This window comes from Erysipelothrix rhusiopathiae (genome assembly GCF_900637845.1).
GTDB classification, from domain to species: domain Bacteria; phylum Bacillota_I; class Bacilli_A; order Erysipelotrichales; family Erysipelotrichaceae; genus Erysipelothrix; species Erysipelothrix rhusiopathiae.
In genome coordinates this window covers 890,056-909,242 of record NZ_LR134439.1, presented here as the reverse complement: position 1 = coordinate 909,242, position 19,187 = coordinate 890,056, and the positions used below count along the sequence as shown (strand labels likewise).

Annotated in this window: 22 protein-coding genes, 9 tRNA genes and 1 other annotated feature; of the genes, 15 read left to right on the top strand and 16 right to left on the bottom strand. The window is 35.9% G+C overall.

Going from position 1 to position 19,187, the window contains the following annotated elements:
- Positions 1 to 35: 35 nt before the first annotated feature.
- A complete protein-coding gene (locus EL194_RS04450; RefSeq protein ID WP_003775784.1) occupies positions 36 to 1,139 on the bottom strand; it encodes an ABC transporter ATP-binding protein in 1,104 nt (367 codons plus the stop codon).
- Positions 1,140 to 1,235: 96 nt separating this feature from the next.
- Here EL194_RS04450 and EL194_RS04445 point away from each other — a divergent pair, with 96 nt between their 5' ends.
- The 9 genes from EL194_RS04445 to EL194_RS04405 all read left to right on the top strand — a co-directional run bounded on the left by EL194_RS04445 (position 1,236) and on the right by EL194_RS04405 (position 5,122).
- The gene (locus EL194_RS04445) at positions 1,236 to 2,063 is read left to right on the top strand and encodes a helix-turn-helix domain-containing protein (protein WP_034886865.1); all 828 of its coding nucleotides are present in this window, start codon (positions 1,236 to 1,238) and stop codon (positions 2,061 to 2,063) included.
- A gap of 93 nt (positions 2,064 to 2,156) precedes the next feature.
- Complete coding sequence (gene pta / locus EL194_RS04440; protein WP_003775786.1) at positions 2,157 to 3,137, top strand: phosphate acetyltransferase; 981 nt, start codon at positions 2,157 to 2,159, stop codon at positions 3,135 to 3,137.
- Between the two features lie 240 nt (positions 3,138 to 3,377).
- Positions 3,378 to 3,453, top strand: a tRNA-Val gene (locus tag EL194_RS04435).
- 7 nt (positions 3,454 to 3,460) lie between these two features.
- Positions 3,461 to 3,536, top strand: a tRNA-Thr gene (locus EL194_RS04430).
- Positions 3,537 to 3,550: 14 nt separating this feature from the next.
- Positions 3,551 to 3,634 (top strand) — tRNA-Tyr (locus EL194_RS04425).
- Positions 3,635 to 3,641: 7 nt separating this feature from the next.
- Positions 3,642 to 3,717, top strand: a tRNA-Lys gene (locus EL194_RS04420).
- 8 nt (positions 3,718 to 3,725) lie between these two features.
- Positions 3,726 to 3,799: transfer RNA gene (locus EL194_RS04415), tRNA-Gly, on the top strand.
- A 177-nt stretch (positions 3,800 to 3,976) separates the two neighbouring features.
- A tRNA-Gly gene (locus tag EL194_RS04410) sits at positions 3,977 to 4,050 on the top strand.
- A gap of 244 nt (positions 4,051 to 4,294) precedes the next feature.
- A complete protein-coding gene (locus EL194_RS04405) occupies positions 4,295 to 5,122 on the top strand; it encodes a hypothetical protein (protein ID WP_003775788.1) in 828 nt (275 codons plus the stop codon).
- Between the two features lie 48 nt (positions 5,123 to 5,170).
- Here the strand turns inward: EL194_RS04405 and glpK are convergent, their stop codons facing one another.
- On the bottom strand, positions 5,171 to 6,661 hold the full coding sequence (glpK, locus tag EL194_RS04400; RefSeq protein ID WP_003775790.1) for a glycerol kinase GlpK: 1,491 nt from the start codon (positions 6,659 to 6,661) through the stop codon (positions 5,171 to 5,173).
- 204 nt (positions 6,662 to 6,865) lie between these two features.
- On the opposite strand from glpK, the gene EL194_RS04395 reads away from it, so the two are divergent.
- The 6 genes from EL194_RS04395 to EL194_RS04370 all read left to right on the top strand — a co-directional run bounded on the left by EL194_RS04395 (position 6,866) and on the right by EL194_RS04370 (position 8,801).
- Positions 6,866 to 6,941, top strand: a tRNA-Val gene (locus tag EL194_RS04395).
- Positions 6,942 to 6,971: 30 nt separating this feature from the next.
- Positions 6,972 to 7,047: transfer RNA gene (locus EL194_RS04390), tRNA-Thr, on the top strand.
- 4 nt (positions 7,048 to 7,051) lie between these two features.
- Positions 7,052 to 7,127: transfer RNA gene (locus EL194_RS04385), tRNA-Lys, on the top strand.
- A 157-nt stretch (positions 7,128 to 7,284) separates the two neighbouring features.
- Positions 7,285 to 7,635, top strand: a complete 351-nt coding sequence (locus EL194_RS04380) for a CidA/LrgA family protein (protein ID WP_034886866.1) — start codon at positions 7,285 to 7,287, stop codon at positions 7,633 to 7,635.
- Between the two features lie 2 nt (positions 7,636 to 7,637).
- Complete coding sequence (locus tag EL194_RS04375; protein WP_003775792.1) at positions 7,638 to 8,339, top strand: LrgB family protein; 702 nt, start codon at positions 7,638 to 7,640, stop codon at positions 8,337 to 8,339.
- A 12-nt stretch (positions 8,340 to 8,351) separates the two neighbouring features.
- Positions 8,352 to 8,801 carry a low molecular weight protein-tyrosine-phosphatase gene (locus tag EL194_RS04370; RefSeq protein ID WP_003775793.1) on the top strand — a complete coding sequence of 150 codons (450 nt, stop codon included), beginning with the start codon at positions 8,352 to 8,354 and terminating at the stop codon, positions 8,799 to 8,801.
- Between the two features lie 8 nt (positions 8,802 to 8,809).
- On the opposite strand, the gene EL194_RS04365 is transcribed toward EL194_RS04370, so the two are convergent.
- The 14 genes from EL194_RS04365 to EL194_RS04310 all read right to left on the bottom strand — a co-directional run bounded on the left by EL194_RS04365 (position 8,810) and on the right by EL194_RS04310 (position 19,179).
- On the bottom strand, positions 8,810 to 9,724 hold the full coding sequence (locus EL194_RS04365) for a permease prefix domain 1-containing protein (protein ID WP_003775794.1): 915 nt from the start codon (positions 9,722 to 9,724) through the stop codon (positions 8,810 to 8,812).
- On the bottom strand, positions 9,721 to 10,062 hold the full coding sequence (locus tag EL194_RS04360) for a PadR family transcriptional regulator (protein WP_003775795.1): 342 nt from the start codon (positions 10,060 to 10,062) through the stop codon (positions 9,721 to 9,723). Before EL194_RS04360 ends, EL194_RS04365 begins: the two co-directional genes overlap by 4 nt.
- 129 nt (positions 10,063 to 10,191) lie before the next feature.
- Positions 10,192 to 10,992, bottom strand: a complete 801-nt coding sequence (locus EL194_RS04355) for a metallophosphoesterase (protein WP_003775796.1) — start codon at positions 10,990 to 10,992, stop codon at positions 10,192 to 10,194.
- Between the two features lie 53 nt (positions 10,993 to 11,045).
- Positions 11,046 to 11,822 (bottom strand): type III pantothenate kinase, encoded by a 777-nt coding sequence (locus EL194_RS04350; protein WP_003775797.1) that lies wholly within the window; start codon positions 11,820 to 11,822, stop codon positions 11,046 to 11,048.
- 70 nt (positions 11,823 to 11,892) lie between these two features.
- Positions 11,893 to 12,078 (bottom strand): hypothetical protein, encoded by a 186-nt coding sequence (locus tag EL194_RS08645; protein WP_223271082.1) that lies wholly within the window; start codon positions 12,076 to 12,078, stop codon positions 11,893 to 11,895.
- 131 nt (positions 12,079 to 12,209) lie between these two features.
- A complete protein-coding gene (locus EL194_RS08560; RefSeq protein ID WP_003775800.1) occupies positions 12,210 to 12,362 on the bottom strand; it encodes a hypothetical protein in 153 nt (50 codons plus the stop codon).
- Positions 12,359 to 12,874, bottom strand: a complete 516-nt coding sequence (locus tag EL194_RS04340) for a hypothetical protein (RefSeq protein ID WP_232012980.1) — start codon at positions 12,872 to 12,874, stop codon at positions 12,359 to 12,361. Before EL194_RS04340 ends, EL194_RS08560 begins: the two co-directional genes overlap by 4 nt.
- Before the next feature lie 202 nt (positions 12,875 to 13,076).
- Entirely contained in the window at positions 13,077 to 13,895 is an 819-nt protein-coding gene (locus EL194_RS04335; RefSeq protein WP_003775802.1) for a hypothetical protein, read from the bottom strand.
- Positions 13,889 to 14,725: a CpaF/VirB11 family protein gene (locus EL194_RS04330; RefSeq protein ID WP_003775803.1), complete on the bottom strand. Its 837-nt coding sequence runs from the start codon at positions 14,723 to 14,725 to the stop codon at positions 13,889 to 13,891. The genes EL194_RS04335 and EL194_RS04330 overlap by 7 nt, the downstream gene beginning before the upstream one ends.
- 130 nt (positions 14,726 to 14,855) lie before the next feature.
- Positions 14,856 to 15,497 (bottom strand): CpaB family protein, encoded by a 642-nt coding sequence (locus EL194_RS04325; RefSeq protein ID WP_003775804.1) that lies wholly within the window; start codon positions 15,495 to 15,497, stop codon positions 14,856 to 14,858.
- 38 nt (positions 15,498 to 15,535) lie between these two features.
- On the bottom strand, positions 15,536 to 15,856 hold the full coding sequence (locus EL194_RS04320; protein ID WP_003775805.1) for a hypothetical protein: 321 nt from the start codon (positions 15,854 to 15,856) through the stop codon (positions 15,536 to 15,538).
- Between the two features lie 79 nt (positions 15,857 to 15,935).
- Complete coding sequence (leuS, locus tag EL194_RS04315) at positions 15,936 to 18,338, bottom strand: leucine--tRNA ligase (RefSeq protein ID WP_003775806.1); 2,403 nt, start codon at positions 18,336 to 18,338, stop codon at positions 15,936 to 15,938.
- A gap of 34 nt (positions 18,339 to 18,372) precedes the next feature.
- Positions 18,373 to 18,578, bottom strand: a binding site (T-box leader).
- 58 nt (positions 18,579 to 18,636) lie between these two features.
- Positions 18,637 to 18,771 carry a hypothetical protein gene (locus EL194_RS08695; RefSeq protein ID WP_003775807.1) on the bottom strand — a complete coding sequence of 45 codons (135 nt, stop codon included), beginning with the start codon at positions 18,769 to 18,771 and terminating at the stop codon, positions 18,637 to 18,639.
- Positions 18,772 to 18,780: 9 nt separating this feature from the next.
- Complete coding sequence (locus EL194_RS04310) at positions 18,781 to 19,179, bottom strand: restriction endonuclease (RefSeq protein ID WP_003775808.1); 399 nt, start codon at positions 19,177 to 19,179, stop codon at positions 18,781 to 18,783.
- Positions 19,180 to 19,187: the final 8 nt, after the last annotated feature.

The window sequence follows — 19,187 nt, the reverse complement described above, 5'->3', positions numbered from 1 at the left end:
TGGGAAAAAGGAGACTGTGTCTCCTTTAATAAAACCTACTTGATAATATTTTCTGAATCGATATCGAAGAAGTGACCTTTACTTAAGTTCATTGAAAGTTCGACTTCTTGACCTGAACTATATGCTTCATTAACACCGAGACGGGAAATAAAGTCTTGGCCATCAATTGAAGCATGAACCATTGTTTCAGCCCCTAATAACTCGGATACGGATATCAGTGCTTTCACAATCGATTCTGGTTGTGAATCTAAAACAAGTGGCTCATCATGAATATCTTCTGGACGGATTCCAAAAATAACTTCTTTTCCTTCATACCCATTATCTTGAAGTACTTTATATTTTCCTTCTGGGATTGGAACATTAAGATTTTCACTTGCGATAAAGCGTCCATTTTCAATACGTCCGTTAAAGAAGTTCATTGCTGGTGAACCAATAAATCCAGCTACGAATACATTATTTGGTGAATTATAAACTTCTTTAGGTGTTCCGATTTGTTGGACAATTCCTTTTTTCATAATTACAATACGGTCTGCCATTGTCATCGCTTCCGTTTGGTCATGGGTAACATAGATTGTTGTTGTTTTAAGACGTTGATGTAGTTTTGTGATTTCTGCACGCATCGCAACACGGAGTTTGGCATCCAAGTTACTTAAAGGCTCATCCATTAAGAATACTTCTGCATCACGAACAATCGCACGTCCAAGTGCAACACGTTGACGTTCACCACCAGATAAAGCCGCTGGTTTACGATCTAAATATGTGTCTAAACCTAAAATCTCTGCTGCATTCTTTACAGCCTTATCAATCTCATCTTTCGGCGTCTTACGAATCTTAAGACCAAATGCCATATTATCATATACTGTCATATGAGGATATAAAGCGTAGTTTTGGAAAACCATCGCAATATCACGATCTTTTGGTTCGACATCATTTACCAAACGATCACCAATCCACAATTCACCAGAAGTAATATCTTCTAAACCTGCAATCATTCTTAATGTTGTTGATTTACCACATCCTGATGGACCAACAAACACAATAAATTCTTGATCTTGAATTTCTAGATTAAAATCCACTACCGTATCATGATCATTTTTATCATAACGTTTATAAATACTCTTTAAGCTAATATTTGCCATTAAATTATCCCCTTTACTTTCTTAATCCCATTATAATAAAGCGGTTACAAATATGATATAGTATTATTGACCAAAGAAATTGTGCAAGGAGACCATATGACATTTAACGACTTACAAAAACTCTACCCAAGTGCTCGTATGAGCCAAATTAATAATGCCTCTGAAAATGAGTTTGTACTTCATGATGGGCATCAATATTTTATGATTAACACCTCACTCCTAAATAAAACAGAGAAAGATTTACTATCTTTAATGTTTAAAGAAGAAGATCAAAAATCTATTTGGTATCAACACCTTATCAATGGAGAAGCATTAAATAATACTTCCAACAAACTCTACCATTTCGTTCATTTCCACGTGAAATATTTAAACCAAAATCATGACTTATGGTTAAAAACATTCCAACACTTCTTTACTGCACCCCTTGATGCTTTCTATATTAATAATCATTCCGGTATCATTGTCTTAGATTCACGCAATTATGATATCGAATCACTCGAGGGTTTTATTGCTGCACTTGATGATGATTTTTCTACAAACACTTCCTTATATATAGGAGCCGACCGTATGATTCATGATGATCTGATTTCTTTGTTTAAAGAAGAAACATTCTTATTTCATAAATCTGGTTATCCAACACGTATTAACAACTTTGCAAATACTTATTTAAAAGCATACGTGACGCCAAAAATCCGATCAAGCTCGATTGGATCATCCATTCGACAACTCATTTTGTCTCAGGATGATATGGTCGAAACCATTACATGCATGTGGAATCATGAAGGTAATGTAACTTCATCTGCGCAAGCTTTATTTATCCATCGAAACACGCTTAATTATCGTATCGATAAGTTTAATGAGTTAACCGGTTTGTCTCTCCGTCATTTGGATGATCTTCTTTTAGCTTATTTACTAATTGTATAAATTGTTCTTTTTGATTTCTTTTTAAGCCATTTTCTTTTACTCGTGAACATTTGGTGTATAATAAGTAAATGTATATAGGAGGTAAACTTACAAATGGATTTATTTGAAGGTTTAAAAGAAAAGATTTCCGGGAAAGATATTAAAGTTGTTTTTCCAGAAGGTATTGATGCACGTATTATTGGTGCTGCAGTACGTTTAGCAGCTGATGGACTGTGTCATCCAATCATCTTAGGTAATAAAGAAGTAATTTTATCGTCAGCACAAGATTTAGGTTTCTTGATGGATAAAGTAGAGATTATCGATCCAGAAACTTATCCTGAAGACAAAAAAGAAGCAATGGTTGATGCCCTTGTGGAACGTCGTAAAGGTAAATTAGCTAAAGAAGATGCTTACGAGTGGATTAAAAATGTAAACTATTTTGGAACAATGTTAACATATATGGGTGATGCGGATGCTATGGTGAGTGGTGCTATTCACTCAACAGGTGATACGGTTCGTCCAGCATTACAAATTATTAAAACAAAACCTGGTGTAAGCCGTACAAGTGGCGCATTTATTATTTTCAAACGTCATGAGTCATACTTATTCTCAGATTGCGCAATTAACATCAACCCTAATTCACAAGAATTAGCAGAAATTGCTGTTGAAAGTGCAAAAACAGCTGAGCTCTTTGATATCGATCCAATTGTTTCGTTATTAAGTTTCTCAACTAAAGGTTCTGCAAAGAGCGACGAAGTTGATAAAGTTGTTGAAGCAACACGAATCGCTCAAGAACTTGCTCCTGAATATCAAATTGATGGTGAACTACAATTTGATGCTTCATTTGTACCTACAGTAGCTCAATTAAAAGCTCCTGAGTCAAATGTTGCAGGTAATGCACGTGTCTTTATTTTCCCGGATTTACAATCAGGTAACATTGGTTATAAGATTGCTCAACGTCTTGGTGGATATGAAGCGATTGGACCAATTCTTCAAGGACTTAACAAACCTGTATCAGATTTATCACGTGGTTGTGTTGAAGAAGACGTTTATAAACTTGCAATTATTACAGCTGCACAAACTTTAATTAAATAATATTGGACACTCTTCGGAGTGTTCTTTTATTTTTTGAAAAGGATTGAATTAAAATATTACATAAAATTAGCTTAATAATGCATTAAAACGGGCTTATTGTACCTTTTAAAGAACCTTTTATCGTTTCGCTAAAACTTTATCGAAATAATTGAAATAAATCGACTTTTAGTGTTGACTATATCAAGAAGCGTATGGTATATTATTAAGGCGTTAAGGAATACAAGCAAACGCAACAGACCTGGAGGTTTAGCTCAGTTGGGAGAGCATCTGCCTTACAAGCAGAGGGTCAGCGGTTCGAGCCCGTTAACCTCCACCATATATATGCCGACTTAGCTCAATTGGTAGAGCAACTGATTTGTAATCAGTAGGTTGGGGGTTCAAGTCCTCTAGTCGGCACCATTTTGAATAAGAATGGGGAGATAGCGAAGTGGCTAAACGCGGGTGACTGTAAATCATCTCCTTAGGGTTCGGCGGTTCGAATCCGCCTCTCCCCACCATTCTTTTGTCTCGTTAGCTCAGGTGGTAGAGCAACTGACTTTTAATCAGTGGGTCGTAGGTTCGAGTCCTACACGAGACACCATTCAAAATGCGGGTGTAGTTTAATGGTAAAACTCCAGCCTTCCAAGCTGGCTACGGGAGTTCGATTCTCCTCACCCGCTCCAATTAAATATAAACTGAGGATCGTATATTACGATCTTTTTAATTTGTTCTTTGTTGATTGCATTGGTTTTCGATACAAATCACAGTCAATGTCTACTTCAATAAAAAAAGTATATTTTTTTAATCTCATATTTACAATCTCCAGAAGATTTGTTAGAATAATTAAGCAAGCAAACCTTGCGGGTGTAGTTTAATGGTAAAACTCCAGCCTTCCAAGCTGGCTACGGGAGTTCGATTCTCCTCACCCGCTCCAATATATTTAATTCAACCGATTGATCGGTTTTTTTTTGCTGTTTTTCAAGAGTTTTTGGTCTGTTTTGTATTATTATCCTCAAAGAATTGCTCTGATTCTATAACTGATTGACTTCGTATATCACACTCGTTATTATAAAAGTGCTCAAGATATGTGATCGAAAGCAAAAGCAGAATTTTTATTCTGCTTTTTTTGCCTTTATATTCAGTCACTTCCAAGTTATAATAATCGAAAGGAGATTTATATGATACGTACATGTGATGCTATGGATTTGGAAGAAGCAATGGATTATGCTTGGTCTCATCAATCAAATCCATTAACTCAATCATTTCCAAGGTATAAAACTAAATCAGAGTTTTCAAAAATAATAAAAAAATCGCTTTGTCTCGCTAAGTATAACGAAAATAACGAGATTGTAGGTTTTGGGGCATTTATGATTGCTGAAGATGATTGCATCATGCAGACCGTTGCAGGTATTTACGCTTCAGATGACTTTCATGAAGTTCTACGCTCTTTTGTGGAATATTTAAAACGTGCTTTCCCTAACTATCAGTTACTTTGTGGTTTTCCCATTTCAAATCAAACGGCTCTTGAAACTTACGATGACTTCGATGCAGTATTAATTGATGATTGTACTGTTATGCTCTTGGATGTGGAGCGTATTCCAAAACTAAAGTGTGCTACACTCCACATGGAACCACTCCTTGAATCGAATGAACAACGTTTTAAACATCATCATGACCAAGTAAATCCCGATATTTTTTGGTCTGCTGATAAAATATTCAGAAATAAAAAACCATGGTTGATTTTTCTCGAGATGAGTAATCAATCCGTGGTCGGGTCGATCACGCTCAAAAAATATAATCGTGTTTATGCCGAAGTGTTTTCTTTCTATTCAAGTATGGAATCAGCTTATGAATTTTTAAATCGAACTGTACGTTATTGTGCCGATCAAGGAATTGAGGAAATTCTATTCTTTGTAGATACAGAAAATGCTATCGCCCTTGCCGCCGCAACTGCGAATGGATTTAGAGAACAAGATCATTACTTTAGTTTTAAAATTATGTTATAAAATATTTCCTGGGTGATTAACAAGAACCCTAAAAAAACACACGTAGTTCTACTGTGTGTTTTTTTGTGTTAATGTTTTTTCTATTGCCCGATGCCACTCTGTTAATTTTTTAAATCGCTCATCATCGCTAATTTTTGAATCCCAAGATGTATTTTTGGTACGAACATCAATGAGTGTTTCTTTATTCTTAAAAAATCCAGTTTGTAATCCCGCTAAGAAACATGCACCCAATGATGTAGACTCTGGGGTAAAGGACCGTTGAACATTCACATCTAGAAGGTCAGCTTGAAATTGCATCAAGAAATTATTGCTTGATGCGCCACCATCTACTTTTAAAGATTTGATTTTAATTTTAGAATCTTCCTCCATGGCTTTCATGATATCGTAGCTTTGGAATGCTATGGATTCTAATGCTGCTCGAATGATATGATTTTTGTTTGTTCCTCGTGTTAATCCAAATATTGTGCCGGTCGCATCCATATCCCAATAGGGCGCACCTAATCCCGTAAGTGCCGGAACGAAATAGACACCTCCGCAATCACGAACTTTCTGTGCGAAATACTCTACATCAGAAGCATCGTCAATAATCCCCAGTTCGTCTCGTAACCACTGTATAACAGCTCCTGCTATAAATACCGACCCTTCTAATGCATATTCAATCTTTCCATCTAAACCAATCGCAATCGTAGTGAGAAGACCATTCTCACTCTCAACAAATTGTTCTTTAGTATTCATGAGCAGAAAGCATCCAGTACCATACGTATTCTTTACATCACCCGAATTGAAACATGTTTGACCAAATAAAGCAGCTTGTTGATCTCCGACAACACTTGAGATTGGAATTTGATATCCTTGAATATTGGTATAGCCATACAAATGGCTGCTATCGAACACCTTTGGCAACATGTTCATTGGAATATCCAATGCTTTTAAGATGGTCTGATCCCACTCTAAACGCTTGATATTGTATAACAGGGTTCTTGAGGCATTGGTATAGTCTGTTGCATGAACTTTCCCCCCTGTAAGATTGTAAAGTAACCATGAATCTACAGTCCCAAACATCAACTCGCCACGATCTGCTTGATCTCGAGCACCCTCAACATGATCTAGAATCCACTTCACTTTTGTTCCTGAAAAATAGGCGTCAATAATTAATCCTGTATTCTTCTTGATATAGTCTGATAATCCTTGTTGTTTTAAATCTTCACAAATTGATGCCGTACGACGACATTGCCAGACAATCGCATTATAAATTGGACGTCCTGTATTTTTATTCCATACGACAGTGGTTTCACGTTGGTTTGTAATGCCAATCGTCTCAATTTCCTCTGGACCTATCCCTGCCCGAGCTAAGACTTCATTAAGAACACCGCTTTGAGTTGCCCAGATTTCCATAGGGTCTTGTTCTACCCATCCTTGTTTTGGATAGATCTGGGTTGTCTCCGTCTGTGCTTTCGCAATGATGTTAGATTCTTTATCGAAAATAATAGCGCGTGAACTTGTAGTTCCTTGATCAAGTGTAATAATATAGTTCTTCATGATTATCTCCTTATTTGATTTTATTATACCATTCTGTTCTGAATCTTAGGTGATGATTTGTCTGTTTAAGTTGTTTATTGAGCTATTATGTGGAGAATAAATCACGTTTTGAATAATTAGTCATATTATTTCGTTTTTTGCCTTTATTTGCTTTACATTGTTCAATTTGTTTGTTAATATAGTAAAGCATTAAGGAAGTAATTCGGAGGTTTAGCTCAGTTGGGAGAGCATCTGCCTTACAAGCAGAGGGTCAGCGGTTCGAGCCCGTTAACCTCCACCATTTTTTTTTGCTCAAATTTTTGCTCAAACTGCCGACTTAGCTCAATTGGTAGAGCAACTGATTTGTAATCAGTAGGTTGGGGGTTCAAGTCCTCTAGTCGGCACCATAATGTCTCGTTAGCTCAGGTGGTAGAGCAACTGACTTTTAATCAGTGGGTCGTAGGTTCGAGTCCTACACGAGACACCATTTAATATAAATTATAAGCATCATCTCGATGCTTTTTTTTATGTCTCAACCATTAATATTAAATAAATATAATGAGAAAGCGATAACATCAAGGATATTTTACACATTCGTCGTAAAAAGTGATAAAATGAATGCAGTTTTGTTAAGGAGATTTCTTATGAACATACTAAGTCAATTATTTTTAATTCTCGCATTTTCTTATGCAGGTGAAACGATTACAACACTACTCCACTTACCTGTACCCGGAAGTATTGTTGGGCTTTTTCTTTTATTCGGCGCATTACAGTTGAAGCTTATTAAAGTAAAACAAGTTGAAGAATCAGGGTCGTGGCTAAAGAATAATATGGCGTTTCTTTTTGTTCCAGCAACCGTAGGTATTATGCCTTATTTCGACATTATCCAAAAATCCTGGTTAAATATTACAATCATTTTAATCGTTTCAACCTTGATTACGTATATTGTCACAGGAGTTGTTGCTGAGTTTTTAAATAAGAGAGGTGTACATTAATTATGATTTCACTTTATAATAGTCCCCTTTTTGGACTTGTGCTTACTTTTGGTGTCTATCTTGGATCTCAACAATTACAGAGAAAATTCAAGTCACCACTTTTGAATCCACTCCTCATTACATCCTTAACAATTATTGTTCTTCTCACCGTGTTTGGTATCGATTATGAAAGTTATAACCAAGGCGGTAAGTTTTTAACCGCACTGATTGGCCCTGCCACAGTTGCACTTGCGATTCCTCTTTATAATAATCTCGATCTACTTAAAAAGTATAAAAAACTTGTGCTTATCAGTACACTGACAGGTGTTATCGTACATGCCCTTTGTATTTTAGTTCTTTCTTTAGTTTTAAATCTCGATTCAAAGATGATCGCAACAGTAATCCCTAAATCGGTTACGACCGCTATTGCGGCGGATGTTGCATTAAGTTTAGGCGGAATTAAAACACTTACGATTTGTATTGTAATTGTAACAGGAATTCTTGGAGCAGCACTTGCACCGATTATCAATAAATGTTTCCATATTGATAACCCCCTAGCTCAAGGTCTTGCATTAGGAACCGCTGCGCATGCAGTTGGGACTTCTAAAGCAATCGAAATGGGTGAGTTACAAGGCACGATGGCTACACTGTCATTAATTCTAACTGGACTGGTTACCGTAGCACTGAGCCCGATAACATTGAAAATTATTACTGCTATAATGTAGATGAGGTGAATTATGAAACATATTTTATTTGTATGTCTAGGGAATATTTGTCGTTCTCCTATGGCTGAAGGTATATTTAAAAATTTATACGGAGATCAATATGTTGTTGGGTCTGCCGCTACAAGTTCTTGGGAACATGGGAATCCTGTACATCCTGGAACAGCATCTATTTTGGAAGAGATGGGGGTTTCCACTGATGGATTGTCTTCAACACAAATAAAAATCAACGATTTTTATGAATATGATTATATTATTGGGATGGACAAAAGCAATGTTGAAAACATCTTAAAGATTGCACCTAAAGGAACCGAACACAAAGTTTACCTATTCCTAGATCTTGTAGATGATTTAAAGGGACAAGAAGTTCCAGACCCCTATTATACTGGTGATTTCGAAGAGACTAAAAATCTTATTTTACAAGGCTCTCATGCATGGAATCAATTCCTAACTAAAAAAGAATAAACCTAAGTTTATTCTTTTTTTATGCTCGCTATTAATTCACTTACTAAAGCCACGATTGGGAAAATAATCCATCCCGGGTGCCATAAGTTCATGGTAAATCCAAGTATGAGATACACCATGGCAGCAAGCCCCATCAGAATACCTGTGATATTTTCAATACGTTCCTCACGTTTTAAAGTTTCATTTAAACGCGCAGATCCAGATTTACTTTTAGCCCATTCATGGCGTGTTGTGAGTGTTGCAATGTGAGTTTGGTTTACACCCGCATTAATAAACAATACCATCGCAAGAGCGGTAATCACCATAAACAATAATGAAGAGTATTGTTTAATATGCATAAATTCTTCTAAATATACAACTGAGAATACTGCGATGATGCATAACGCCACACCAAGAACGATCGAACGAATAAAGAATGGTTGATAATTCTTTTGAATTTGATTGAGTCGTTGATACTGAACTGAGTCCACTATACCTTTATCGGTAATATCATCGTAGGTTGCGTAGAGCATACCATAGTATACAAAGATCGTCACACCTACGATGAGAGAAAGAAAGAAAATAACCAGATTATCAAAAAACTCTGTTGAACCAATTCCAATCATAATTACTGCAACCCCTATTGAAATCATCATTGCGAATCTTCTAATAAATCTAAGATACTCATCAACGCGCGCAGTTTCAAGATAAACGATGTCTTCATCATCGGCCACATTTAATCCAAGGGCCTCTTTGAGTTCTTCAATACTTCCAAACTCTCCAATTACAAGTCCAATTGCCTCTGACTCTCGTTTTCCTTCTTCAATATACTGATTAAATTTCAATTCCATCGAGTCTGTCATGTTCATTTTGAGTCTTTCAACTTCGTCTGTTTGTGGCAGAGATTTAAACATCACTTCGATATAATCTAAAATTTGATTCATAATGTATCCTCCTGATTTTGTGTAAAAATATCTATAATTTCCTTTACCAGATTCCACTCAAAACATTTCTCAAGATAGTATTGGTTCCCTGAATCTGTAATATGATAGTAAGTTCGTTGACGACCTTTTGTTTCTTCTCCACCACTATATGATTTGATATACCCGTTTTTTTCGAGACGGGCGAATGTGGAATAGAGCGTTGTTTCTTTTATAGTATACTTTCGGTTCGAAAGTTCTTGAATCTTTTGGCCAATCTCATATCCATACGAATCATTCGAGCGCAAAATATAAAGAACAATCGTGTCATTGTATCCTCTCATTACATCACTACTAAGCATTGAACCACCTCTACTTCATCTGTCGTAGTAAATATAACATATCTACTACGACAGGTAAAGTACTTTTGATTTTTATTATTAATTTCTCACATAAAAAAAACCAATCGCACATTCGCAATTGGTGGGTAATTAAAAATCAATAACAACAATTTCCGGTCGGGCAAAAATTCGAATCGGTATAAGATTAACGGTGCCACCTACACCAGAAGTAATGTAGATACTATGATTTTCATCATGGACTATGCCATAACGATAGCGTTGTCCGTACTCGCTATGATTCGCAGCAGGTGCATAAAGACCAAAGAATGTTAATTGTCCACCATGAAGGTGGCCAGCTAAGGCAAAATCGATATCTGCATCACTATCTAATTTAGGTGCATAATCTGGATTATGAGTTACAAGTAAATTTAGGCTATTATCATACTTAGGGAGTTTTATTTTTCCACGTTTATAGTCATCCACACCAATTATATTCATACCATGGAAGCGAACAACTTCGTTTTTAATAACTTGTACGTTCGCGTATTTCAAACCTTCTAGCGAGGTTTCGAGATCACGGTAATCATGATTTCCCAATACCCCCACTTTAGGTGCTTCAATTTCTTTTAAGTAATCAAAAATGCGATTGTTTCTGCGATGCTTTTGGTGAATGTAATCTCCCCCTAAGATAACTAAGTCAGGTTCAAGACTATTCGTTTTATTGACAACATTTTGTGCAGCATGGTCTAGAAAATTACGACCTCGATGATCAAATTGAAAGTCAGAAATGAACACAATTCTTTTCCCTCTTAATTGTTCAGGAATATCTTTTTTTACTTTAAAATCCTTTATATTTATTTGTTTTGTTTTGAGCCAATAGTATTCCAGTAATCCGTAGAGCACTAAAACTACTATAAGAATAAAAATGAATAATACTATTTTAAATACCATAGGTCACTCCGTTCATAAACTTATAAAAAGTTTGGAAACAAACTATATCACGTTCAATATTCGTTGTCATCGATAACACATGTTGATTTAAGATAATCATTTTGATAAAGGATTCGTAATCCATCGCTAAGAAGATCGGGCTTATGAACGAAGTCAGGAAGCTCATCATGAATCAGTTCCGCATAACCACCGGTAATCAACTTAGTGCACTTCATTCCTAATTCTTTTTCCATCCTTGTTGCAAGACCTTGAATTTGCACAACCAAGCCGTAGGTAAGTCCCGACTGAATGCAACTATGTGTGTTAGTGCCAATGACATTGGGAGGAACTTCAAGTGATACTGTGGGAAGGTGCGGTATATAGTGGACAAGAGCATCCAGAGATGTTTGTATGCCTGGAATAATTACACCTCCAGAAAATGCACCCTCACGATCAATGACACTTATTTTTGATGCACTTCCAATGTCAGCGATAATAATAGGCGTTTTATACTGTGAAAAAGCACCAACAGCGGTCGCAATAAAGTCCGCTCCAATTTCATTAGGATTATCTAATTTCACCTCAAAATTTTGAATATTATCAATCGATACATTATAGATACCGCAAGTAAATTGTTCTGTTAAAACATCAACAATCATATTTGTGATGTTTGGAACAACACTTGATAAGACCACAGCCTCAATATTGAATTCCAGCGATTCAAGATGGGACGCGTAATACGAAACAACATTATTTTTTTCAGTAATGATTCTCTTTTTATAAACTATTTGATTATTTTCATAACCAACTATTACCGTATTTGAGTTACCAACATCGATTGTTAAGATCATAATCTTACCTCTTTTCATAATTACCATACACCATTTCATCATAATATTCTATAATTCATGATACAGATTTCTACGTCTGTATCATGTATGTAAGACCTGAATCTTCAAGTTTTAGTGGTAAATCAATTGAAAATAGTGAAATACTTTTTATCAACTTTACCCGATAACGACCCGCCTCCCGTTTAGTTTGAATTGAAGTGCCATTACACATTTCTAAATCCGCTGTCTGAATTTCCGAGCTATGATAGTGATTCATTCTGGTAATCACATGTTCCTTACATAAAGCCAAGTTGTTTTGCTTATGATTTAGGTCAATAATACAAAATAATACACAAATGGATACCATCATAAGTATTATTTGTAAGTATCCTTCAATTGCTTGCTTCATTAATTACGTGTTGTCATTGTTTGCCACTGATTAAGGAGTGTTGTTTTCAACACATCTTTAAATTCATTCGAAAAAACAATCATACCCGTCGCAATTACTGTTACCACAAGCACGAGTCCATATTCCTCAAAAAAAGCTTTTATACAACTCACCCCCCTTCCATGAGTGAAACAACCACAAGCCCCATTAAAAGTAAAAATAAAATACCTACACCCACAAGCGGAACTAAACCCATTGCACTAATTTGCGTAATTTTCATTTCTTTCTTCTGATTTCTGGAGAACATAAGCCAATGATGTGATTCCGCAATCATCGCATTAAGACGTGTCGTCGCATCATCAGTACCCGCTGTTCCCACTCGATGAAGTACCTTCATGACTCTTCTTACCTCCAAACTATCGTAGTCTTTTAGGAAAGCATGATAAGGATCAATTGACGATGGATGCATTTCAATCCCCTTCACAAGTTCATTTATAGAGTAGCGCAATGACTTCGGTGCAATCTCATAACTTGTCTTGATGGCCTGATAAACCGTGTTATAGGCTAATAAGCATTGCAGTTCCCTTAACCACATTGGGAATTCATAAAGAAGCATCGAAATTTCTTTTTTATAGTTACGGTATGCTCTAAAAAAGACTGAAACTTCAATAAATAAGAGCATCATACCACCACATAAAATTGCTCTTCCACCACATAAAATGCAAGGAGCCAAAATATACAATAGATTTTTATGTAGTTTCATATTACGTGAAGGATTAACTCGCGTAATTCGGTGAAATTTATGATATTGCTTTAGAAAAAATAAATCGATTAAAGGTTCTCCAAATATATGAACTATAAAAATATAGAGAACACTTATACAAACTCTAATCAATACACTCTTCCTCGCAAATCCAAGACACTTTCATTCCTTTCATAGTTTCCATAAGTACAATTAAAATAACAATCAAAAATCCAGTTACTGCATACTGATAGAACCATGAATGGACAATTTCCACTGTTTCACTCAACATTCCTATTGATAGATACGCAATGCCAATACTCATTATAGTGAGTAACAAAACCTTTAATCGCATTCCTAAAAGTTCTTGGTTTAGTTTCTCTGTATACACTTTCCATTGATCTAAATCTTCTTCATAACTAAGAAGTGCGTGATCTAGACCGGCATTTCCATAAGTTTCTGCCATCTCCATAATTACAGCGAGCGTTACAACAAGATAATGTGTCGAAATTTTTTTATAAGCGCTAATTAACGATGCGCCACATTCGATATCATTAAGTATGATGTCTGTATAAGATTTAAAGGACGGTTCAGTAGCTACAGTGTGCTCTAAACACGGTAATACTTTTTCCCAATTTCTAAAAAACGATGCGTTTGAACTTAGAAAAAGATACAAGGATTGAAAGTTATTTTTTTGATTCTGATAGCAACACAATATATGAAGTAGAATAACACCACAACATATCGAAAATGCACTGAGCAAGGCAATCAGGGGTGTTTTAAGTCTAAATAGTATTCCAATAAATACGATGGAAACAAGTAGGATAAAAGCAATTAGATAAAGTTGATATGTTTTATACATACCCGTATAAAGTTCATATTGGCTAACACATTTTATTGCTTGTATAAAATCATGACGGTTACGATAAATATATATGAATACAATGACTAAAACTACTACCATTTTACACCATACAATTCTGCCTTTTCCTTGATTAATTCTGGAATTTTAGTCTGGAGCCGTTTACCTTTAAAAGTATACAATCGGTAATGACCTTCGCGTGTAAAAACAACGATTTCTCTTACATAACGCTGAATCCCACCAGAAGAAATTTTTAAATCAATGTGTATACCAATATTAATTGCATCAGATATTTTTTGTTCATTTATATGCTCCGTTGCATTAATTGGCGTCATCTGTTGAATACGATCGGGAATTTCCATCGCACTTCTAGCGTGAACGGTACTCATAACACTCGCACCTGTAGAAATACACCTTAGTAGATCCACGATTTCCGACCCTCTTACTTCACTTAGTAATAACCAATTTGGTCTTTGGCGTAGGCTCGCTTTAATCGCTTGCGAATAATTGAAACGTTCATCAACTTTAATTTCCACTGTATCTAAAGGTGGATAAATTTGTTTTAGATGTAATTCATAGGAATCTTCAATTGTGATAATTCGTTCATCGCGACTGATATAACCAGCCAAAAACTTAATCAATTCAGTCTTACCTGCCCCTGGAAGCCCACTTACTAAGATATTACACTTAGAGCGCACTGCGTATTTTAAGAATTTAAGAGCAGAAATGCTCATGTATGACGAAGATTCAATATAGGTTTCACTCAAACGCAATTTAAACGTTGTCTTTCGAATTGAGACACTTAAGAAGCGTGTAACACTTGGATGGATGACACTAATGCGCAATTCATTTAAATCCGTTTCCAAAACAGGATGTTGTTGATTAAATGGAAGGTTTACAATATTAGATAGACGTGAGCAAATTCTCCACATAATTTCGTGACTTGAAAAATTACGATGAACGAGTCTTCCCCTCACTAAATCATCAATCCATAAATCAACACCGTTAAAATTAATATCTGTAATGTTTTCATCCTCTACAAAAGGAGTGAGCGGTCCAAAATCAAAGAATGTTGTTAAAATGGTCTACCACCTCTTTTTGCAAATCATTGATAACACTTGGAATTCCATTACAAATCACTACCGACAAATCTCCTATTTCGATAGCTTTGTGAATGATACTTTCAATTTTTTGTGGAATCGCGAAACTAAATACGCTTGGTTGCTTTCCTGCTTCAATCTCATGGCCGTCACGGTCTCGTACATTTACGACACGCACTCCTTTCAATAAAGGCATTATCCTACTTCCCCCATCAAACTCACGTAGTTTCACGCTTAAGTTTACATAATCTCCTGCCCTTAACACGTTTCCTCCTGTATTCACCATCGACGCTTCTGCACTCATAAGCACTTCTTCAGGTTCAAGTAGCAATAATGGTTTTCCGCGAGCATCATCAAAGTGTTCAAAGTCACGTCGATCAACGATTTGCCCCTTATACACCGTGTGTCCAAGTTTCACGTACCGACCGATGACATTTTCCTTATTACGAATCATAAATTCGTTGATGCCTTTTTCTGGCAACGATATTTCCTCCAAATGATGATCTTCAATTTTTTCACGTTGTGTTAAATCGGTATTAAGGCGATAAACTTTTTCAAACCGACATCGAATCCGCGTCATTATTTCAATAAAACTTACGATCATAATCACACACACTACGGATAATACAACTTTTCTTTTAATTAAAACCCCTCCTCAATCATCAATTCCCCAAATACAATATCCAATCCCCTTACTTTCGTTTTATATATAACCTGCAGCAACTTTGGATAAAAATGATACGAAAGATCGACTATTTCACCATGTTGATCATTCATAAGTTCCGCAAAAACAGTTTTAAGATTATCATCAGGATGCATTTCTTGGATTAGAATTTCCAAAGCATTTCGGAATTGAAATCGTTTTTGTTGATATTCACGTTTGAAAACAGAAAACGACACAATCGAAAGAAACAACATCATGACCAAAATGACATATCCATAGGCCAAAACAATACTTTTCATATATCACCCACTTTTAATTAAAGTGCAACACAAACATTTCCTATCAAGAAAATAAAAAAAAAGCAGACTTTCGTCTGCTTTAGTTTGGTTTAACAACCAAGTTAACAATTTTATTTTTAATTACAATTTCTTTGATTACGGTCATGCCTTCAAGATTCTTTTGAACTTGAGCTTGATCATATACAAGAGCTTTTAATTCATCTTCTGGTAAATTATTTGGTGCAACGAATTTAGCGCGTACCTTACCGTTAATTTGAACAACAATCTCTAATTCATCAAGTACTAATTTACTTGGATCAAATGTAGGCCATGGTTCGTAACTAATATCCCCATTTCCAGATACAATTTCGTAAAGTTCTTCACCCAAATGAGGTGCGAAACAAGCGAGCATCTTGATAAAACCAAGTGCATACTCTTTATAAAGTGTCTCTGCTTTATATGCTTCATTCACAAAAATCATTAACTGTGAAATCGCTGTATTCATACCAAATGTTTCAATATCATGTGTAACCTTTTGAACGGTTTGATTATAAACAAAATCAAGACTACCATCATTGGTTTCTGAAATTTTATCAGACTCAACCATTAAACGGTAAACGCGATCAAGCCATTTACGAATACCATCAAGGCCACGTGTACTCCATGCAATAGCACCATCCAATGGTCCCATAAACATTTCGTAAACACGAAGTGCATCCGCACCGTGACTTTCAACGATATCATCAGGATTCACAACATTTCCGCGTGATTTACTCATTTTCTCATTATTAGCACCGAGAATCATGCCTTGGTGGTATAGCTTACCAAATGGCTCTTTGGTATCGACAACACCTAAATCAAAGAGTACTTTATGCCAGAATCGTGCATAAAGAAGGTGGAGTACAGCATGCTCCGAACCACCCATATAAAGATCTACGGGCATCCAATGTTTTAGAAGTTCTGGATCACCAATCGCTTCATTGTTTTCTGGGTCAATATAGCGTAAGTAGTACCAGCAAGATCCTGCCCATTGTGGCATTGTATTTGTTTCGCGACGGCCCTTAGTACCATCTGCAAAGGTAACATCCAACCAGTCCCCTGCATTCGCAAGTGGGGACTGACCATCACTTGCCGGTTTATAATGCTCAACCTCTGGAAGTTCCAAAGGAAGTTCATCGATTTCAACAGTTCTCATGGTTCCATCTTCTAAATGAACAATTGGAATTGGTTCTCCCCAATAACGTTGTCTTGAAAATAACCAGTCACGAAGTTTATATGTAGTCTTCGCTTCACCATAACCATTTTCAACCAACCATGATTGCATTGTTTCAATCGCTTCATCTTTACCCATCCCATCTAAAAATCCAGAATTGATATGAACTCCATCACCGGTGTACGCTTCAACAGCAATATCGCCACCCTCAATCACTGGAATAATTTCAAGGTTGTATTTCTTAGCAAACTCAAAGTCACGTGTATCGTGTGCAGGTACTGCCATAATCGCACCCGTACCGTATGCTGCAAGAACATAGTCTGCAATGTAAATTGGCACTTTTTTTCCATTAACTGGATTAATTGCATAAGCACCTGTAAATACACCAGATTTTTCTTTATTCAGTTCAGTTCGTTCTAAATCAGACTTGTGTAACACTTTTTCAACATAAGCATTGACTTCGTCAATATTTTCCGCTGTTGTAATTTCTTTCACAAAAGGATGTTCTGGCGCAAGAACACAGTATGTATTTCCAAATAATGTATCCGCACGTGTTGTAAATACTGTAAATTCCTTATCATGATCTGCAATTTTAAAGATAACATTGGAGCCTTCGGAGCGACCAATCCAGTTAATTTGCATTTCTTTTGTTGAATCTGGCCATTCAACTAAATCCAAATCTTCAAGTAAACGATCTGCATATTCTGTAATTTTTAATACCCATTGACGCATCGGCATACGAATTACATCAAAACCACCAACTTCACTCTTGCCATCAATAACCTCTTCATTTGCAAGAACGGTACCCAATTCTGGACAGAAGTTTACAGGCTTTTCATCAACATAAGCCAATCCCATATCATAAAGTTTTGTGAAAATCCATTGAGTCCATTTGTAATAACCTGGATCCGTTGTTGAGATTTCTCGACTCCAATCATAGGAAAGTCCCAGACTTTTAATTTGATCGGTAAAGTGAGCGATGTTTTGCTTTGTAAATTCATTGGGGTGATTACCGGTCTTCAAAGCAAATTGCTCTGCTGGTAAACCAAAAGCATCCCATCCCATTGGGTGTAATACATTAAAACCATTCATACGTTTATAACGTGCAATTACATCCGTGGCAGTATATCCTCGTGGATGACCTACATGCAGTCCATTACCTGATGGATATGGGAACATGTCTAAAACATAGTATTTCGGTAAATCAAAGTTATGAACATCTGTTTTAAACGTTTCATGTTCATCCCAATATTTTTGCCATTTTTTCTCAATTTTTAAATGGTTATACATTTTTTATCCTCCTATAACATAAAAAAAAGTACCTATAAAGGACGAATTGCTCGCGGTACCACCTTAATTCCTATCGATATTCGATAGACTCTCAATCCTTTAACGCAGGGGACGTAATTTCCTACTGATTCAGAAATTATGCTCAAAGATGAGTTCAAAAATCTTAATACACTGATTCGCACCAACCATCAGTTCTCTTAGCTATTTTAATTTTCTACTATTTCTTATCATCGCTTTCTTAAATAATAGTTGAAACATCACTAAAAGTCAACAAACCAAATCATTAAAAAGAGGCGTCTTACGCCTCTTCATTTTTAGAACCTTCTTTAACAATTGCCATAAGAACAATATTGGTTACGATTAATCCCGCCGCCAAAAACATTGATGGTTTACGATTCGCCTTTTTCACAGCTTTATTCACTAATTTCTTCATCAAAGCCTCCTATAAATTTAATCTTGTTTCTAACTTATCTAAGTGATAAACATCCCAGAGATTGATACGTTTAATGTTTGAGTATTGCTCTGCTTTTTCAGTGAACGCACCGTTTGTAACAACAATACCAATTTTTGCTTTATGGAACACTAATGCAGCTGCGAGTTCTGAAATCGGCTCTGTCCCTACTTCTCTAGGATTAAATACGATTTTAAATGCACAACGCATCCCATCTTTCTTTGCAACAACATTGACGCCATGCGCATATTTTGATTCGGGAACTTGAATCGAATCATAACCTAACAACGGCAATAGTTCTAAGAAATAATTTATAAATTCTTTTTGATTGCGAACCTCTAAAATATGTTTAGGTGTTCGTGTTTTAAAAAGCGAAGATATAAAACTCATATTTAATA